Below are 17,934 nucleotides of genomic sequence, written 5' to 3'. Positions count from 1 at the left end.
AACAGTACTTTTCTGTAATTCTACCAGCAAATACGGTCAATCTTAGGGGCTCAGTATTACTAAAAATACGTAATTTGCTAGCCTAGTACCCTCAGCTGGCAAGGGGTACCAGGAATTCTCTTTCTGGTCCAGAGACTCCGAACCTTGCCAGCTTTTTTTATCACTTTGACTCAATGTAAGTGATAGTAGAACCAAAGAAAAGACTGTAAATCCTACTCAACCGTGTCCTTATCTTCTTGCCTCAAATAACCAGCCGCATTTTCATCTTGAGCTAATTGTCCCTGTTCTGTCATTGGCAAAGCACGACTTTGCTGATTAATAGCATGAATATTCGAAGTGTTTTCCAAATCTCTACTGCTTGTAATGGAGGCAATAGACTCTCTATCTTTCAAGAAACTAATTACGTCATCCCTGATTTCAGATAAGTCGCGTTCAGACTTATGCATTTCAAGTATATGCCTTGGATACTCCAAGTTTCTCATGCCAGATGCGGCAAATGTACTTGAGACAACCCTGGTTACTATCACCCAAGGCGTAATCGAACTTCTAACTAGTACATTTTCAGAGCGAGTGCTGTCATGTATTCCTGTGCCCGTTGAGATCTTAGATTCAGTGAATGTCCCTTCGCATTTAAAATACACCAATAGTGATTCAAACTGTATCTCAGCAAAGAAGATATGTGCCGCATTGACCAACAATCGAGCAAATGTATTAAGAATAAATCCTATCAAAAGCAGGTGAATTAGCGTCATACAGAGAGCGCCACCTGCTGAAATATACTGTTCTAGCAGAGCTAAGCGGCCAGCTTCCCCCTCTAAGGCGCCAAACTCCTGCTTAATGGCTGTAATAGATTCCGGCTGAAAGAAGTGAATAACATCAATCAAAGAGTATGCCAGCCAAATAGCTAGCGCAGTAACAACGATATAAAGCGCATTACCTGCGAAAAGACTAATATCGCGAATCAGCCTGAATTTTTCACCCAAATCAACAGGACGAACCGTAGGTTGTACTTCCTGGATCATTTCCCCATTGAATGAACCTTTACCATCCACTTGCTCTTCAAGTTTTGGATCAAGCTCTCTGTAAATACGATTGGGCACTTCCTTATAACGACGATTTGCCATCACAAGGTTATCCAAGTTTATAAAGATTTCCTTCGGGTGAACCGATTCCTGCCAGTTATCCCTTAATTCAGAAACCTCAGTGACCGGGTTTGCAATTTCGCTTCTAAAGCGCAGCATATAGACAACAGCGAAACTACAAGCGGCGCCTACAAATATAACCCCAAGAATATACAAGAACGGGCTAAAGCTCGGTAAAGCCTCAGTCAATACACCGGACACACTGATTATTTCATCTAGGGAAGTAGTACCTTCTCCCTTAAAAGCCTCAACGCCTAAACTTAACCCCAATCCCAGTAACAGGGGCACCACAATCGAGAATAATATCGTTTTTGCAATACTTCCCCCCGTAAGACTCGCTACACTTTTCTGGGCTTCCCGCGAAATACCTTTACTCGCAGAGTGCCATACAATCAATGTATAAAGTAAAGCGATGGCAGAGTACATCGGGAATAGCTTTTCTCCCATATCACCAGCAAAACCACTGAGACAAATAAAAGCGACAATGACATAAGAGAGCAAGACAGTTAATGTACTTACCCATGCGCCAAACTGTGCCTGAGCCATATTTCGAATGGGGTATGGCATATAAAGCAATTTAGGGAAGATACTGTGTAATACCCGAGCCAAGAAGCCCTTAGGCTCTAGAAAGGTTGGATTCTTACGGCCAACTAACATCTCTTCTAAGCCGGAAGCGGTATAAGCCACTTCATTTTTCTCTTCTGATGCCGTACTCGTTTCAGATTTCGAGTGGTTAAAAGCTAATGATACCGGATGATTTCGACCAACAAAGAAGCGTAATAAGGCCAAAATTCCACCTGATAGAGCTCTGATACCGCTGACCAGTAGGATTGCCCCCACCACGACAAGCACCCAACCACTTACGGGGTCCGACTTCACCTGGCCAGCAGCGATAAACAGCAAGATTAGGGCTACAAGAAACTGAACTCCCCCCCTAATTGCGGTAACCCGGCCTTCTTTCTTAAAAGGGTTCTTCAGGCCCAAATCAATCGAGCCGTAATCAAACGCCATAGAGTATCCCCTTAGTACTGGTACTTATGCCTAAAGCCTTAATCTGCTAAAAGAAGATGTACTTCTCAACTCAATGCAGCTTAAGGCTTTCCTGACTATTTTTCACTCACTTTCTATAAAGATACTTGCTATGCACTAGTAAGCTAATTGCAGCCCTCTATGTGTTGCATGTATTTCTGTATAACTAGGTATTCTTGAAGGCTTGGATAAGGAGTTATAGGCTGCTCGCATATGGCCTGTACAACGCCTAGCCGATAAGCTATCTATACCTGTTCCCAGGCCAGGACATAGAATCGAGTTAATTCTCTCCGAGGAGTTTGATCGGTTAAATAGCTGCACAGAGTTTAAGATTGCTCGAAAAACGTAATATGCATTTAGCGTATTGGAAGCCTCTTCCGGCACTCGCATAGTTGGAGCTGATATTAAATATGGCTAATTCTCATGGGAGGTAGGTACTACGACTGCTGACCCTACCGGAAGCTCTCCATGAAAGTCGTATTTGATCCGTTCTTGCACCCGATCCTCTACTTGAAAACCGAGCCTATCCCTAATTGGCAGATCTAACCCGCCATCCACAATTCCGAAGCTATTGGCAGGGCTAACCATTACATCAGTTGACTTGGAGAAGAAATCACCCTCTATAACGTCTATAATTTCAACATCTTCGAATACTTCACTCCAATCTTTCACAAGCTCCTTGGATTTATCAATTAAATAGATTTTATCTGGCAGCATAGGTATCTCGACCTTCAGAGAAACGAAACTTGTAGCAATATATAATCAACAATATCTACAAATTCACAATTCTCTCACCTGATAATCAACTGTAAAATCCTTTACCCATGTAATTCCAGAGCCACTCATAACTTCATTCCCAAGTTCTATATCGGCAATAAATAGACCCTTGGGGATTAAACTATTTCGAACTGCGTAATTCAGTAATTCCAAACCAGGAATAGTGGCAATCATGGAAGGTTGCTTGGCCCTAAATGATACATACACCCAATTATTATCATTTATTCCCGACATGTCCTTCCAATTCTTATGGTACCAAACCTCCCATACTGAATCATTAATTGATACCTCACTATGTTTTACCCCCGCAGGGTTGAAATGTCCGTCAGTAAAATATGTCCAGATCATAATTTCAGCCGCTATTACCGAACGATTTGGTTTACGCCCTCTATAAGCTTCAGAAGTTAACCACATCGTCGTAGCCGTATTATAATCTCCACTCGACTTACTTTCTGTATGATGTGAAATATCAAGATTCGCCAGACTGGATATCTTTAAGGGGAATGTATCATCAAACTTAGGTTCCGGCGACCAGGGGGAAGATCCTATTTTTATTTGTGGCTGGGAGTAAATTACCCGTCGATCCAAAGGCCAAGACCATGACCAACCAAATTGTAACTCCCCCTCTACCAGTCGCTTCTCCAAGCATTGGGACCAAGGGTCATCTTCTGCAGCATATTTATTCCAGACGTTATTAGTCACGATACCCAGCTTGGTAGGTACATTGTGAAAGTCTTCACAGCTGATAGTTGTAGTTTCTGGCTTTACCCAATTAGGATCATTACTAACTTTACCAGTACAAGCAACAATCAGAGTAACAAAAAAACATAACAAAAACCTCAAAATCCCACTCCTATTTAAATTATAAAATACCATTTTAAACCTTAATCTACCCAACTCTCTATTATTGATATAAAGCAAGACATTTATCTTCCAATATTAGCCCCAATATTTATATTTGCGATACCAAAGCAGGTTATTAAACAGAGTGTTGCCTTGACAGGTTGAACCTAAAGCTGCTTTTTTAGAAATTCAACCACCTGACGAGCTTCATGTAGTTCCTTCTTTAGCTTGCAAACTTCAGCGCTTTCCTGTTTGGAGTAGTCGACACCGTCTAAACTATTGAACTACTTCTGCTGTGCGCTGACGCCTAGCTCTCGCGCCATAGAAGCCGTTGTTGCTCCAGGCTTTTCCACTCTCTTAACTGCTTCTCTGCGGAACTCCTCCGTATACGCCTGAGTTCTTTTCTTACCCATGATACACCTCCGTGTTAGACCTAAACCTAACTATACAGGGTGTCTACTAAACGTGGGTAAGTCGTAAATTTAACGCCTGCGTCATTTGCCGCAGCGAAGTGGAGGTCAAATGCACGCGCTTGTTACGTTTTTATTCAGAACTAGCATAGATTTTTTCTAGTTCGACCACTCTCATTTCACTTAACCGGCGCTTACAGAATGTCATATGTAATCGGTAACCACTGAAGTTTTCAAGTCCATCCATTTCATTTGTAAGTGCGCAATGTGAATCTCTATATGAGCGCCACGCAGCTGAGGTTGATTTAAAGCGTTCTATTAATTCGTTTCCATCAGCAGCTTTACTTAGTTTCTCAATAATCTCTGTGTCTAGGGCATCAATTCTTCTTTCAGCTATCATATTATGAGCCCAACCACATTGTGCCACCCCCCATTTACCACCAGCATCGTCACATGGATCGTAAATATTCAACTTAATGCACTTTATTAGAATCTCCTGATCTTTAGTTGCCCTACATGACTGCCTATCAATCGAAAACGATTCTAAGTCACTCCCGCCCCACAAAAGTTCTCTGAGTTCTGCTGTGCGTTGCTTGTATGCCGAGATGCAACTCTTTTCATCTTTACAGGCATCATCCCGCTTTTTAATCCAGCTAATCTGCTCTTTCTTAATCTCCAACGACTTTTGCCCTGCAAATGTCGACATGACAGATTTATAGACAGCTGATAGATTTTCATCATAAGATCCAAGTCGCCTATTAGAACAGATCAATAATTCAGAACTGGTAGAAGCCTTCTCACAATCAAAGCTTGTGGCAAAAATATCAGGTGAGCTAACAATCAAAAAAGCAATTAATGGAAAGAAACTAATTTTCATTAAATGTCCTTATCTCACGTAACGCCTTGCCTGTGTTTTATACACATTATTTAAGTCCATTTAGAGCTTCTGCTGCCTCTATATAATGAAGTAGCTTGGTGTATCCCTGCCAAACGGTTTTAACCCCTGGCTCGCCATCCCCTTTACGCCCCAAAAAACCTCCTAAACCTGCCAACATACGGGTTATCTCCCTCATGCTTGGGGGTTCATTTGGTGGAGTAGTTTTATCTCGCATCATCCATATCATACGACATTCTTTTTCAGAGTAGGCACTTGTACACGGTGCGTCAGGAACTCTTCGTGCATGCGTAGTTATCGAATGTAGCCGCCATCCAATAATCATATAGATCGCAATGCAGTTCAACATGCGCTGCTCTGTTCTAAACGGTTACTTTCTATCTGGCATCCGCCTTTCACCACCCGAAAATAGGTTTCAATTTCCCACCGGCTTCGATACCACTCAATGATGACCCTTGCCTGCTTAAAGTCTTCAACTGGAAGATCAGTTAACAGCATCCACTCAATGCCTTTTTCACTCTCTGGTGGGTTTAATTCTTTAGCCAATACAGCATAGAGAGAAAGTGGTCGTTTAGATTTTCCTTTCCCAAGTAGCCGTATCTCAGTAGTGGATACGTTGACCTTGGCTTTTCTTCCAGGCTCTCCATTCCGTTTGGGAATATCTACCGTGTATAGACCGACAGATTTCTGCTCATTCATATGATCCCAAAGCAAAACCGTTTCTTCTCCATCGAGCTCTAAAGTGCGATTGGCCTTAGCTCGAACGATATAGCTCGCCCGCCGCTGTTCACTTTGATCTTCAGCCAGTTGAAACCACTCATGAATATCACCCTCTCTATCAGCAATACTCACAATTGTACTTTCAGGGCAGCGCTCCTGTATCTGACAAGCCGTTTCGTAATGGTCTAGCCAGCGTCGGCTCTCCTTATCCTTTATCGACTTGGTATAACGGGAATTAGAGCTTGATTCCTTGTCTCTCTGCCACATACTACCCTCAACAACACCCAAGTTAACTCTTGATGGCGTTATAGCGATGGAGGTGTGCAAGAGTTGCTGATTGGTCTCTTTCCGCCTAAGTGTTCCCATCTCTTTACTTTCTAAGTCAGTGGCAAAATTTAGAAAGGTGGTATCTTGAGGGATAAGAACAACGGGCTGCGCCTTGATTCTCTCAAGAGTTGCCGATTTATGGCCGCTCATAATAGAGTCAAAATTGACTTTATCATTTTCGATAAAGCGATAAGCTGCAAACGTTTCTGCCCAAGTTTTGTTTGCACAGGGAATGCTATTCTTTGGATCTGAACTTAAACTACTAAGAATATTGGACAAGCGCTTATTCAAGCGTGTATCACCCATAACCTGATTTTTTACTTCGTCCATGACCCAGTCCTGCATAATAATCCAATCAAACCTGTAATTCATGCCAGGTCAAACTGTAACTTATTGATTTACATAATAAAACCGGAAAAACTTGTGTATAAAACTTAGCGCCGCGCTCTGCGGAAAATTTGTCCGACAGCAGCGCCTTGTTAGGCATGATCTTCAAACCAATACCCCAAAGCCCCAAAGTAATCGCGGGCAAACCTTATTTTAAGTTCATCTGTCATCTTGAATGAACCTGAAATATTAAACAATTCGGTGCTACCTGTAGCCTCGGAGATATTTGCATCGATGATTTCTATGAAATTGCTCTTCGGTGATTCAGAAACTAGACGTTTTTCTACTTTACCGTTAAACGAAATATTCCATTCTTGGTCTGGCCCGATAAATAATTCAGAGCTACCATTTTCATAGTTCAAACAATCGCACTTCATTTGTAATAGTGAATCAGTACTTTTTAAAAAGTACCAAACAATATCAATATAGTGATGACACTTATCAGTTTCTGGAGGGGTTACATCCTCATGCTCTAGAAGGTTTCTAACCTCAAATAGATCTCTTAATATCGAAGGCCTAATCAGCCCATAATCTTGATATTTTTCTAGAGCTTGTTTTTTTGAGCGTAAACTTGGGAGTTTATTGAAATTATAGACACTTTCAATTGTTTTAAGTCGGCTGTTCACAGCACGTTTTAGCGATGAAATACAATCCACACGCTCAAACTCATTGGGCTCGCTCTTCACCCTGCTTTGAGCATGCCTCCACATATAATGGCCACGTAATAACTTATCGAAGTCTACTCCCGTAGCTTCATAATCACCGTATGGCCAATTAAAAAAATCATCGTTTAGATACATGCTAATTGCCTAACGAGGCTGTAGAAAAACAGTTTTAGAAAAAGCTGTCATTCCTCAGGTTCCTCCAAACAAAAATTTCGGTCTAAATTTAGCGATACCACTAAATTTCTTTCATTGTATTAAATTTAGGCGCCTTGATGCCCCTAATTTATACTCAATCAATGGATACTGCCATATCTCATCAACTTTTCTATATTATGTACCAAGCAGAACATCTGCCATTGTCCCTGAACCTTACTTTTTCCTCGTAGCGAGAAGCGATTCAATCGCTTGTTGGTACCAATGTTCCCGAACACTGGCTCGACAACAGACATTCGATGTCCATAAATGGTCTTGCCTTCGATACTATCAACCCGCTTTTTCATCCAGTCAGTGGCTGTCCGTCCGTTTGTCCAAGTTAGGGATACTTGCCTTCCATGTCCTTTTCGAGAGCTGGCAGATTCCGGGTTTCGCATACACTGATTTTTAAGGCTGCATTCCCTGCAGTCAGTGAGGCGCCCTTCGAACAGTAGTTTTTTCTTACCTTCACTGACATGCTCTTCTTTTAACAAGAGCATCGCTTTTCCTGCAGGACAGATACAGGTTTTCTTTTTCTTGTTGAATGTAAATTCACTAGCTGGGATAGTCTTCTGGACATTAGCCCTACCTTTTTGATTGCGCTTGCCATACTTGGTTTTTTGCTTTGTAAAAGCTTTATCACGTGAACGGAATTTATTGTCAGGTATATAGGCATTGATGCCGCTCTCTCGCAGGTAGCTGTAGTTAGCGTCGTTGGAGAACCCAGTATCAGCAGTAATGATGACCTGTTTGGCCAAGATGTCTTCATCTATTCCTATATGCTGATAATGGCAACTGATGCCATCGAGAATAGGCTTCAATGTATGATGTTCTTGCCCCTCACCAAAGGCCTGTGCTTCAACAACTATCTGATGCTTCCTATCAACTGCGGCAACGCCGTTATAGCCCTGGATGGTTCCCTTGCTGGTAGTCATCTTGGCTGACTCATTGTCTGTGATATTACTTTTTACTTCTTTAGGGTTTTTACCTTGTCCCATCCTGGGGGAGTGATTCTTTAAGAACTGATCAATTTTATCAAAGTGTTTCTGAAGAGTATCCGCCGCTTTAGCTACCGCTTGTTTTCGCTCTTTTTCATTAGGCTTCCTGCCATCAAGCCTCTTGTGCTCTTTGAGACAATATTTGATCTTCTTGAGAATTTTTTCCTGCTTCTGTTCTAGTTCTTTAAAAGTTCCCGAATGTTCTTTGCTGGCATTGGATGGCATCTTGCATCCATCTATTGCGAAAAGTTCGTTGCCAAGCAGCCCCTGCTGATCGCAGACCAGTAACACTTGCTCAAACACCGACTCAATCGCATCAGGATAACTGCTTACGAAACTCGCAATACTAGTAAAATGTGGAACGGTATCGCATGACAGTGCTTTGAAGAGGATATTGTTCTCACATTGCCATTGAATTTCACGGCTTGAGGTAATGCCTTTTGAGTAAGCAAACAATATGATTTTCAGGAGGATAGCTGGATCATAAGCGGTTCGCCCGCCGCTATCATTTTGATATTTTTTATGGAAGACAGAGAGGTCGATATGGTCATCAATCAGATGATGAAGTGTAAACTCAAAGGTTTCAGGTTGTAGTTGCTCTTCGAAATTGATGATTACCATTGCATCTTGGTTGTAATCGTAACGTTTGAAATTGGGCATATGGATAATCTCGACATCAAGACCTCCATTTTAACAAAAAAGCTACCTTTTAAGAGTTTTTCTACAGCCTGAACGTTGCCAACAGCGGAAGCTTTGCAGCGGCGAAGCTGCGGAAAAGCTGTCCAGCGCACGCAGTGCGCGTTGCTGCTTGGCCTTGTATGGTTGTTCTTGATCGATTCTGATGTTGAAAATCCTTTTCGCTAACGGGTAAATTGAGACCCACCTTCGGCGGCCACCGAAGGCCTTGTTTATCACAGTTCGCTGCCTGGCCGGTTCGTAAAAGACCGATAACAAGTATGAACGCGATAAGCACTCACTAGGCATAACTCGGATAGTCATGTGGGCCTCGAGCCCGAATAGCAAGGCGGAGATAGCTTATCTTATGGAACCTCAAGAGATCAATGTCGGTATCGATACCAGCAGTAAACAACTCGATATTTATGTGAGACCTACTGGCCAATTCTTTAGTGTTGCCAATGATAAAAATGGCATTAAGAATGCCATTAAAAAATTACAACCTCTTAAACCTCAAAGAGTATTAATAGAGTCTACAGGAAGACTTGAATTAGAGTTTGTTTGCGCCGCTGATAAAGCAGGATTACCTGTTGTTGTTTGCAACCCTTCACAGATAAGAAGCTTCGCTAAATCCACAGGGCGCCTCGCCAAAACTGACAAGCTAGATGCAATAGATATTGCACATTTTGGTGAGGCCATGAAGCCAAGGCTGTCGGTGCTAAAGCCAGAAAAGCTTAGAGAGATCAGTGACTTACTGGCGGTAAGAAGTCAGTGTTTAGAGATGAGTACAATGCAAAAGAATCGGCTTCAGAGAATGCCGAAATCAGTACACAAACCTATACGGACCATTCTAAACACCATCAAGAAAGAGCTACAAGGTATCGACAAGCAACTAGATAAACTGGTTAACAGTGTGTCTGAGTGGCGGCAAAGGCGCGACTTATTGTTGAGTGCTAAAGGGGTCGGAAATGTATTGGCTTATACGTTGATGAGTGAACTTCCCGAGCTAGGAAAATTGAACCGTAAAGAAATCGCTGCACTTGTCGGTATCGCCCCGATGAACCGTGATAGCGGCAGCTTCCAGGGAAAGAGATATATTCGGGGTGGAAGGCATCGTGTACGAACGGTTTTGTTTGTTTCCATCATGTCGGCCATACAGCATCATCCCAAACTAAAGCCGATGTACAAGCGATTAGTCGACGCTGGCAAACCTAAAAAGGTCGCTCTGGTTGCCTGCATGAGAAAGCAGATTACGATCCTGAATACAATGGTGAAAAACAACACCTACTGGGATGAAAGTATGGCTTAAAAACTTGACGAGCAACCATAGTCACTTGTTATAAGTGACGCTACCCAATAATTTCATTTTTAGCACCGACAATTTTGCGTGCAACCCTAAGACAATGCTCTTTGGTAGCACCCAAACCAATATTGCCCTCTATTGTTGCTACCAGTGACGAGGATATATGCTCGGCATCTTTACCCTCGACCGCAAGACGAAAAATATGTGGCAGATAACTCTGATACTCGTCGCGAGCTTCTGGCATGTCATTTACACCAATAGGGTCCCAATCACACCATAAAATTTCATCTATGGCTTTATAGAGTTCTAGTTCTTCTGGAGGTAATTTCTTGCCCATACTCTTACTTATAACGAAAATAGATATGCGGAACCGTTAAGAAAGTTGGCAGTGCCTTTGTGCAAGCAAAGGGAATGACAACTTTTAGGTTTCCGCATAATCGGGTTGTTATTTGTTGCTCGTGGCACTGTGTACAAATCCACTACAAATATCTTTCTTTTATTGTCTACCACGATTCGGAGAGAGAAACTAGCAGCACTAGGTTCGCGGCCTTGCTTCGAAGCGGCTGCGCCGTCCGCATTAACTTCGTTATGCGAGCGTCGCTGAAGCTTCGAAGCTTACATGAAGGTCGAACCGTTGGCTATGGGCTTTCCCGCCAATACTGTTTTTTTATACAGCAACCTAATAATTACCTGCTATTCTTTATTGAACCCCCGCAAAACTGGAGCGAGCGACCAATAACGCCGTGCTCAATTGCTGGCAAAAGTGGCGCGACTTTTGAATCAAAAGGCGTGACGCTTTTGACTGTCAACTGCAGCACTTGGTTATAACCTTTCCAGCACAACATCTGATTCAAAATCAGTATTATCACTGAGCCTTAGCAATAAATTGACCCCCTCAAATCTAAACTCTATTGAGGAGAACTCTTCGAAAGACCCTTTGCAAGTAATTGATAAAACTTTCTTATGCTTCAGGTCTAGCTCTTTAGCAAGATCTACATGCTCCAAATCATCCACGTCGCAAAATGCATCTTCTTCACTCCACTCTTCCCAAAACCCGAGCGCAGCATCAAGAAAAAAGCGCTGGTAGAGTTCAACTTCTTTTAACTTCAAAATGAGCATTAAAACATTGCTTTCACTCTCTTCCGTATAAATGACAATGAAATTCTCAACTGTCTTACTCGTTAGAGAGGCGCATTCAAAGCTATGATCGTTCGTAATTCTCTGACCGATTTCGATATCCTCAGAAAGTTATAACGCCCCGCACAGGGGCAGACAAATAAGCGCAGCGTTTTGGCTGTCCCAGCGACCAACGGGAGCGATTGCTGCGGATTGTTAAGTACTTTTAGCACGATCTACTCGCTTAATAAGATCATTCACTATTGGATTTTTAGTGAACATGTTAAAGCGCATGGGAGGATTAAATGCCAGCTCTTTGCCAATTGCTCCTTCTTTCCGCAAATGAAGTACAACCTTTTCTGGGGACTGCATTTGAGTATGACTAATATTGATGATGTCTTTTAAGTACACCCTTTGTTCTTTATCCCCTTTTCGGAACATTAACGAATCTCCTTCGTCGTAGACCTCATCAGCCAAGTCCCAAAGCGACTTCTTAAAGAATAAGAAACCAAACACCATCATAAAAGCAGGGACAACAACGAACATGAAAGACTCAGCCATTGCACCCGACAATGCCGCTGTAATGATAAAAAAAGCCAGAAATCCAAACCACACGGAGGGGAATAGCTTTTTAAAATAAAATGTCGAACCTGAAATTTTCTTCATATTCTTCCTGCACTTAACGCCGCCAACACGGGCCGAAATGGAGCAGCGAAGCTGCGGAATGTAGGTCCAGCCAGCCTTGCTGGCGAATGTGCTTGGCTTTGTATGGTTGTTCTTGCCCGATTCTGATGTTGAAAATCCTTTTCGTTAACGGGTAAATTGAGACCCACCTTCGGCGGCCACCGAAGGCCTTGTTTATCACAGTTCGCTGCTTGGCTGGTTCGTAAAAGACCGATAACAAGTATGAACGTGATAAGCACTCACTAGGCATAACTCGGATAGTCATGTGGGCCTCGAGCCCGAATAGCAAGGCGGAGATAGCTTATCTTATGGAACCTCAAGAGATCAATGTCGGTATCGATACCAGCAGTAAACAACTCGATATTTATGTGAGACCTACTGGCCAGTTCTTTAGTGTTGCCAATGATAAAAATGGCATTAAAGATGCCATTAAACAACTACAACCTCTTAAACCTCAAAGAGTATTAATAGAGTCTACGGGAAGGCTCGAGTTAGAGTTTGTTTGCGCCGCCGACAAAGCCGGATTACCTATTGTTGTTTGCAATCCTTCGCAGATAAGGAGCTTCGCTAAATCCGCGGGGCGCCTCGCCAAAACTGACAAGCTAGATGCAATGGATATTGCACATTTTGGTGAGGCCATGAAGCCAGGGCTGTCGGTGCTAAAACCAGAAAAGCTTAGGGAGATCAGTGACTTACTGGCGGTAAGAAGTCAGTGTTTAGAGATGAGTACAATGCAAAAGAATCGGCTTCAGAGAATGCCGAAATCAGTACACAAACCTATACAGACCATTCTAAACACCATCAAGAAAGAGCTACAAGGTATCGACAAGCAACTGGATAAACTGGTTAACAGTGTGTCTGAGTGGCGGCAAAGGCGTGACCTATTGTTGAGTGCCAAAGGGGTCGGAAATGTATTGGCCTATACGTTAATGAGTGAACTTCCTGAGCTAGGACAATTGAACCGTAAAGAAATCGCTGCACTTGTCGGTATCGCCCCGATGAACCGTGATAGCGGCAACTTCCAGGGCAAACGATATATTCGAGGTGGAAGGCATCGCGTACGCACGGTTCTTTTTGTTTCCATCATGTCGGCCATACAACATCATCCCAAACTAAAGCCCATGTATAAGCGATTAGTCGACGCTGGCAAACCTAAAAAGGTTGCTCTGGTTGCCTGCATGAGAAAGCAGATTACGATCCTGAATACAATGGTGAAAAACAACACCTACTGGGATGAAAGTATGGCTTAAAAACTTGACGAGTAACCATAGTCACTTGTTAAGCATTGGACTATCCATCGAAGCTCTCTAGTTTTTCAGAGCTTAGATCACATACCTCTTCATGGTATTGATAAGTAAACCATGACGAAAACAGCTCATATGTTATTTCTTTAGGCCAAAGCTTTTTATCTATATAGAGATAAGATAATTCGTGTTTCACGATCTTCTTATAATAATTCTCTAATGCTAAGCCGTGACAATTCTGATCTTCCTCTTCAATTAAGTATGCAGTTGGCCGATTATTGATCGTTTCAAGGGTCCATCTGTGAAGGTCAGGTTGAACCAACTTAACCCAAGACAGAAGCTCTTCGGTTGCATAGAGAGTAATCTGATGTCTATTTAAGTACTTCATATTGGATGCTTAACGCCCAGCACACGGGCGGCCGAAACAGAGCGAAGCGGCGTGTAGGCCGTCCAGCCTGGCGCTTTTTGCCGGGCGTTCGTGCTGCTGCTTGTATGGTTGTTCTTGCCTGATTCTGATGTTGAAAATCCTTTTCGCTAACGGGTAAATTGAGACCCACCTTCGGCGGCCACCGAAGGCCTTGTTTGTCACAGTTCGTTGCTGCGCCGGTTTATAAAGACCGTTAACAAGTAGGAACGTGACAGACACTCACTAGGCATAACTCGAATAGTCATGTGGGCCTCGAGCCCGAATAGCAAGGCGGAGATAGCTTATCTTATGGAACCTAAAGAGATCAATGTCGGTATCGATACCAGCAGTAAACAACTCGATATTTATGTGAGACCTACTGGCCAGTTTTTTAGTGTTGCCAATGATAAAAACGGCATTAAGGATGCCATTAAACAACTACAACCTCTTAAACCTCAAAGAGTATTAATAGAGTCTACAGGAAGACTCGAATTAGAGTTTGTTTGCGCCGCCGACAAAGCAGGATTACCTGTTGTTGTTTGCAACCCTTCACAGATAAGAAGCTTCGCTAAATCCGCAGGGCGCCTCGCCAAAACTGACAAGCTAGATGCAATGGATATTGCACATTTTGGTGAGGCCATGAAGCCAAGACTATCGGAGCTAAAGCCAGAAAAACTCAGGAATATCAGTGACTTACTGGTAGTACGAAGTCAGTGTTTAGAAATGAGTACAATGCAAAAGAATCGGCTTCAGAGAATGCCGAAATCAGTACACAAACCTATACGGACCATTCTAAACACCATCAAGAAAGAGTTACAAAGTATCGACAAACAACTAGATAAACTGGTTAACAGTGTGCCTGAGTGGCGGCAAAGGCGAGACCTATTGTTAAGCGCTAAAGGAGTCGGAAATGTATTGGCTTATACGCTGATGAGTGAACTTCCCGAGCTAGGAAAATTGAACCGTAAAGAAATCGCTGCACTTGTCGGTATCGCCCCGATGAACCGTGATAGCGGCAGCTTCCAGGGAAAGAGATATATTCGGGGTGGAAGGCATCGTGTACGAACGGTTTTGTTTGTTTCCATCATGTCGGCCATACAGCATCATCCCAAACTAAAGCCGATGTACAAGCGATTAGTCGACGCTGGCAAACCTAAAAAGGTCGCTCTGATTGCCTGCATGAGAAAGCAGATTACGATACTGAATACGATGGTGAAAAATAACACCTACTGGGATGAAAGTATGGCTTAATAACTTGACGAGCAACCATAGTCACTTGTTAGAGTTTGTGGCACTCATGTTAATTTTTAAATGACAATATTTTGAGACCAAGACAAACCAGCGCTCCAATTAACACGCCTTGCCCAGCAGCTATGATCGGAACTAATGGTACGGCTAAAAGCATATTACCAGGGGCGTCAGGTTGTACCAAAGCAGCAATTAAGAACAGCGGCGTAAAGATAACGGAAACACCCGTAGTCCAACCTTTCCATATTTGTGTGAACATTAATTACACTCGGTTTTATTGGTAGCTCTAACGCCCAAAGCTGCGGGTGCGAAGCATCCGTAGCCTTTGTTTGTTAAATTTAGTTCTCCATACCACCAGAAACATACTCCCGCAGGGCTTCAATCCCAACCCTAAACGGATGATTCTCATCTAATGGTTTAGGTTTTTTTGAGTAGTCTGAATAATTTAAAGCCCTCATTTTTCTCTGCATCCATCCCTCGTTTGTGGTGGGACAGTATGCCGCTGTACGTAACATCGTTTGAAAAATGTATTGACTGGGGATCAAATCAATTACTTCAGAAATATTCTTTGACGTTATGTGTTCTAGAAATCGATCACATGCCTCTCCGTTGGGTATTTCACCGGAGTTATAGGCCTCTAATACTTCTTCATATGTACGATAATTATCCATGGTTTTGCAATTTAACGCCCGCATTTGCGGCTGGTTTGGAGCGCAGCGGAAAACCAGTCCGACAACATGCGCTTGTTAGGTGGGTTACGCAATGTGATAAACCTCTTCTGGAAAGAGCTCGCCATTCTCAGCGCTTTTACGTATTTTGGAAAGAAGCGTAAAAATAACATGCTCTTCCGGACGGTTGCTAAAAAGCTTTACATCACCAGCCTTAGCCAAAATTTCATATTCTCGCTCTTGCTCGCCCACAAGGCTTGATGGTTTAACCTTAAATAAACCAACTGCCGACTCGTAAGATAGGTAATCAGGGTAATACTCGTAAGTCGCCCACTCACCATCTATAGAAACGAGTTTTCCTTTGTGATGATACGCTGACATTCTTTACACCTAACGTCTGGCTCAGCGGCGAGTTAAACTGGCGGGCCTTTTGGTACAAAAGGCGTGACAGTTTGACGAGTCCGATGCAGCCATTTGTTACACCTTGCCTACGATAAGTTTTGATCTACAAACATCATCGCGAAATGCTCAGCTTGTAGATCAGTGCTATTTTGTTTAGCAATCTCTTTGTTTCTATGCCACATATCACTTATCAGAGATTGCATATTATCGGGAAGCTCCATGACGCTCTGGATGATTTCCTTCCAGCTTCCTTCGATTCCATAGGTTTGAGACAGCTTTGGTGCCATTTGCTGTAATAGAGCTTCATCCTTTGCATCTAGAGAACCGATCGCATCTAAAACGTAAAGTTCTAACAATCTAAGTAGTGGCTTTCCTTCGTATCTCTCACTCATTCTCGATTCCTATTGAGGGTGTAACGCTCGGCTCTGGGGCTGCATGGAGCGCAGCGTAATGCAGTCCCTAGCAGCCGCTTGTTAAGGCCGACTCTAGGCTCATAGGTGAACCGGAGAATAGGCCATTTATTTTAACAATATATTGTTGGTGCCAATCTCTTATGGCGCCCCATTCTTTGGGACTTCCCGACCACCAACTAAACGTTGACTCAGATAGAAAGTCTTTGACAGACACGCCAGACCTAACACCATCAATACCAACTAAATCTCCAGGAATTAATGGGGAAACACTTACCTCTGAGAAGCTCTCGATAAGTTCTTCGAAAACACTGCTCTCAACTTTTACCTCTGCACAGTATGTTTGAGGATCACCAGAGGGCACTGTTTTGTACTGATCCCAGATCACCCGTCGGGCGTAAAACTCTTCTTTTTCCTTTGCCACCATAAATGAAATGAAAGGATCAAAGGAAGAGTAGCTCCAAATTCTGATACTTTTAAAAAGCACCTTACGTTCAATCATTGATGGATACTCAAATGGATTTTCGAGTAATTCATATGCTCTTTTGTCTTGTTCGATACCCATACTTAGTGAGCCTTAACGACCGCCGCAAAGGCCGACCGAAAGGGAGGTCCAGCACCATGAAATGGTGCGATTTTGCCGGCGCTTGTTAGGCATTTTTAATCTCCAAACTCGGAAGCTTTACTTTTGGTATCGGCTGACCCGGCCTCCAATCAGGAGGTAATCTCGGGCCTCTGAGCTGGAACGGTTCTTTTGGAAAGGTGCTTTCTATAAATCGCTTATTTGTAATATTTTCACTAGGACACACTTCGATGACTAAATGCGTAGCTGTTACTGCAAAAGGAGAAATATGTATCCACTCTGGGTACCAACCTTTTTCATTTAGAAGTGTATCAATCACTTTCTCAGACTCTACAAACAATCTAGTATTAGGCAGCTTAACTTTACCTAGCCCAGGCTCCCACTCCTGATCATCAATATCAAAAACGCGATAAAACAAAAGCTTATCTGGAAGTGGACCGATGCACGACTCTTCATTACATCTTTTTACGCAGCGGGTGACCTCTTCTAGAAACATTTCTAGAAAAGCTTCCTTCGTAAACGTTTCTTCAATTAGTTTCATAGCTTTACGCCTAACAGTTAATTCAAAAGAAGCGTCTTTATATCACCCTTCTATATAATTCTACTCACTTCTTTCAAGATAACCTCAAAAACCCAATAATATCAAAAAGTTAAGAAATTTGGCATATTTCTCAACAGGTAGATATATAGCAGGCGCTATATATCTACCTGCTTTTTCTGCTCTTTATAACATTACCGACCCTATAAAAATCAAAGAGATAGATCGCCACCCCCCAGAAATAGGAGAAGCTTCTCTTGAATTCTGATATT

At 42.7% G+C, this 17,934-nt stretch carries 22 protein-coding genes; 3 read left to right on the top strand and 19 right to left on the bottom strand.

Annotated features, from left to right (window positions below):
• Positions 1–212: 212 nt before the first annotated feature.
• From ACJJIS_RS04980 to ACJJIS_RS04940, 9 genes are all read right to left on the bottom strand, one after another.
• A complete protein-coding gene (locus tag ACJJIS_RS04980) occupies positions 213–2,153 on the bottom strand; it encodes a hypothetical protein (RefSeq protein WP_475709609.1) in 1,941 nt (646 codons plus the stop codon).
• Between the two features lie 432 nt (positions 2,154–2,585).
• Positions 2,586–2,888, bottom strand: a complete 303-nt coding sequence (locus tag ACJJIS_RS04975) for a macro domain-containing protein (RefSeq protein WP_475709608.1) — start codon at positions 2,886–2,888, stop codon at positions 2,586–2,588.
• 63 nt (positions 2,889–2,951) lie between these two features.
• Positions 2,952–3,791, bottom strand: a complete 840-nt coding sequence (locus tag ACJJIS_RS04970) for a GH12 family glycosyl hydrolase domain-containing protein (RefSeq protein ID WP_475709607.1) — start codon at positions 3,789–3,791, stop codon at positions 2,952–2,954.
• Positions 3,792–4,075: 284 nt separating this feature from the next.
• Positions 4,076–4,204 (bottom strand): transposase, encoded by a 129-nt coding sequence (locus tag ACJJIS_RS04965; protein WP_475709606.1) that lies wholly within the window; start codon positions 4,202–4,204, stop codon positions 4,076–4,078.
• Between the two features lie 130 nt (positions 4,205–4,334).
• Positions 4,335–5,078: a lysozyme inhibitor LprI family protein gene (locus tag ACJJIS_RS04960; RefSeq protein ID WP_475709605.1), complete on the bottom strand. Its 744-nt coding sequence runs from the start codon at positions 5,076–5,078 to the stop codon at positions 4,335–4,337.
• A gap of 46 nt (positions 5,079–5,124) precedes the next feature.
• Positions 5,125–5,421 (bottom strand): IS4 family transposase, encoded by a 297-nt coding sequence (locus ACJJIS_RS04955; RefSeq protein ID WP_475710332.1) that lies wholly within the window; start codon positions 5,419–5,421, stop codon positions 5,125–5,127.
• Positions 5,422–5,438: 17 nt separating this feature from the next.
• Positions 5,439–6,488, bottom strand: a complete 1,050-nt coding sequence (locus ACJJIS_RS04950) for an IS4 family transposase (protein WP_475709604.1) — start codon at positions 6,486–6,488, stop codon at positions 5,439–5,441.
• 134 nt (positions 6,489–6,622) lie between these two features.
• Complete coding sequence (locus ACJJIS_RS04945; RefSeq protein ID WP_475709603.1) at positions 6,623–7,330, bottom strand: hypothetical protein; 708 nt, start codon at positions 7,328–7,330, stop codon at positions 6,623–6,625.
• A gap of 158 nt (positions 7,331–7,488) precedes the next feature.
• Positions 7,489–9,045 (bottom strand): transposase, encoded by a 1,557-nt coding sequence (locus ACJJIS_RS04940; RefSeq protein ID WP_475708433.1) that lies wholly within the window; start codon positions 9,043–9,045, stop codon positions 7,489–7,491.
• A 382-nt stretch (positions 9,046–9,427) separates the two neighbouring features.
• On the opposite strand from ACJJIS_RS04940, the gene ACJJIS_RS04935 reads away from it, so the two are divergent.
• The gene (locus ACJJIS_RS04935; protein ID WP_475709602.1) at positions 9,428–10,369 is read left to right on the top strand and encodes an IS110 family RNA-guided transposase; all 942 of its coding nucleotides are present in this window, start codon (positions 9,428–9,430) and stop codon (positions 10,367–10,369) included.
• 40 nt (positions 10,370–10,409) lie between these two features.
• Here ACJJIS_RS04935 and ACJJIS_RS04930 read toward each other — a convergent pair whose 3' ends face one another.
• The 3 genes from ACJJIS_RS04930 to ACJJIS_RS04920 all read right to left on the bottom strand — a co-directional run bounded on the left by ACJJIS_RS04930 (position 10,410) and on the right by ACJJIS_RS04920 (position 12,145).
• Entirely contained in the window at positions 10,410–10,700 is a 291-nt protein-coding gene (locus tag ACJJIS_RS04930) for a hypothetical protein (protein WP_475709601.1), read from the bottom strand.
• Positions 10,701–11,185: 485 nt separating this feature from the next.
• Positions 11,186–11,482, bottom strand: a complete 297-nt coding sequence (locus tag ACJJIS_RS04925; protein WP_475709600.1) for a hypothetical protein — start codon at positions 11,480–11,482, stop codon at positions 11,186–11,188.
• A gap of 213 nt (positions 11,483–11,695) precedes the next feature.
• On the bottom strand, positions 11,696–12,145 hold the full coding sequence (locus tag ACJJIS_RS04920) for a hypothetical protein (protein WP_475709599.1): 450 nt from the start codon (positions 12,143–12,145) through the stop codon (positions 11,696–11,698).
• A gap of 326 nt (positions 12,146–12,471) precedes the next feature.
• On the opposite strand from ACJJIS_RS04920, the gene ACJJIS_RS04915 reads away from it, so the two are divergent.
• Positions 12,472–13,413, top strand: coding sequence for an IS110 family RNA-guided transposase (locus ACJJIS_RS04915; protein WP_413662913.1), 942 nt, complete (start codon positions 12,472–12,474; stop codon positions 13,411–13,413).
• 40 nt (positions 13,414–13,453) lie between these two features.
• On the opposite strand, the gene ACJJIS_RS04910 is transcribed toward ACJJIS_RS04915, so the two are convergent.
• Positions 13,454–13,795: a hypothetical protein gene (locus ACJJIS_RS04910; protein ID WP_445360530.1), complete on the bottom strand. Its 342-nt coding sequence runs from the start codon at positions 13,793–13,795 to the stop codon at positions 13,454–13,456.
• A gap of 327 nt (positions 13,796–14,122) precedes the next feature.
• Here ACJJIS_RS04910 and ACJJIS_RS04905 point away from each other — a divergent pair, with 327 nt between their 5' ends.
• On the top strand, positions 14,123–15,064 hold the full coding sequence (locus tag ACJJIS_RS04905) for an IS110 family RNA-guided transposase (protein WP_445360964.1): 942 nt from the start codon (positions 14,123–14,125) through the stop codon (positions 15,062–15,064).
• 49 nt (positions 15,065–15,113) lie between these two features.
• Here ACJJIS_RS04905 and ACJJIS_RS04900 read toward each other — a convergent pair whose 3' ends face one another.
• From ACJJIS_RS04900 to ACJJIS_RS04875, 6 genes are all read right to left on the bottom strand, one after another.
• Entirely contained in the window at positions 15,114–15,320 is a 207-nt protein-coding gene (locus ACJJIS_RS04900; RefSeq protein WP_444914640.1) for a hypothetical protein, read from the bottom strand.
• Between the two features lie 79 nt (positions 15,321–15,399).
• A complete protein-coding gene (locus ACJJIS_RS04895) occupies positions 15,400–15,732 on the bottom strand; it encodes a hypothetical protein (protein ID WP_444914641.1) in 333 nt (110 codons plus the stop codon).
• A gap of 84 nt (positions 15,733–15,816) precedes the next feature.
• Positions 15,817–16,110 carry a hypothetical protein gene (locus ACJJIS_RS04890; protein WP_444912470.1) on the bottom strand — a complete coding sequence of 98 codons (294 nt, stop codon included), beginning with the start codon at positions 16,108–16,110 and terminating at the stop codon, positions 15,817–15,819.
• 107 nt (positions 16,111–16,217) lie between these two features.
• Positions 16,218–16,523, bottom strand: coding sequence for a hypothetical protein (locus tag ACJJIS_RS04885; protein WP_475709598.1), 306 nt, complete (start codon positions 16,521–16,523; stop codon positions 16,218–16,220).
• Positions 16,524–16,590: 67 nt separating this feature from the next.
• The gene (locus ACJJIS_RS04880; protein WP_444942911.1) at positions 16,591–17,106 is read right to left on the bottom strand and encodes a hypothetical protein; all 516 of its coding nucleotides are present in this window, start codon (positions 17,104–17,106) and stop codon (positions 16,591–16,593) included.
• Positions 17,107–17,191: 85 nt separating this feature from the next.
• On the bottom strand, positions 17,192–17,665 hold the full coding sequence (locus tag ACJJIS_RS04875) for a hypothetical protein (RefSeq protein WP_445356287.1): 474 nt from the start codon (positions 17,663–17,665) through the stop codon (positions 17,192–17,194).
• Positions 17,666–17,934 lie beyond the last annotated feature (269 nt).

The organism is Microbulbifer maximicatervae (SeqCode) (assembly GCF_056231245.1).
Note: the sequence above shows the minus strand (reverse complement) of the source record. Positions and strands in the feature narration are given on the sequence as shown.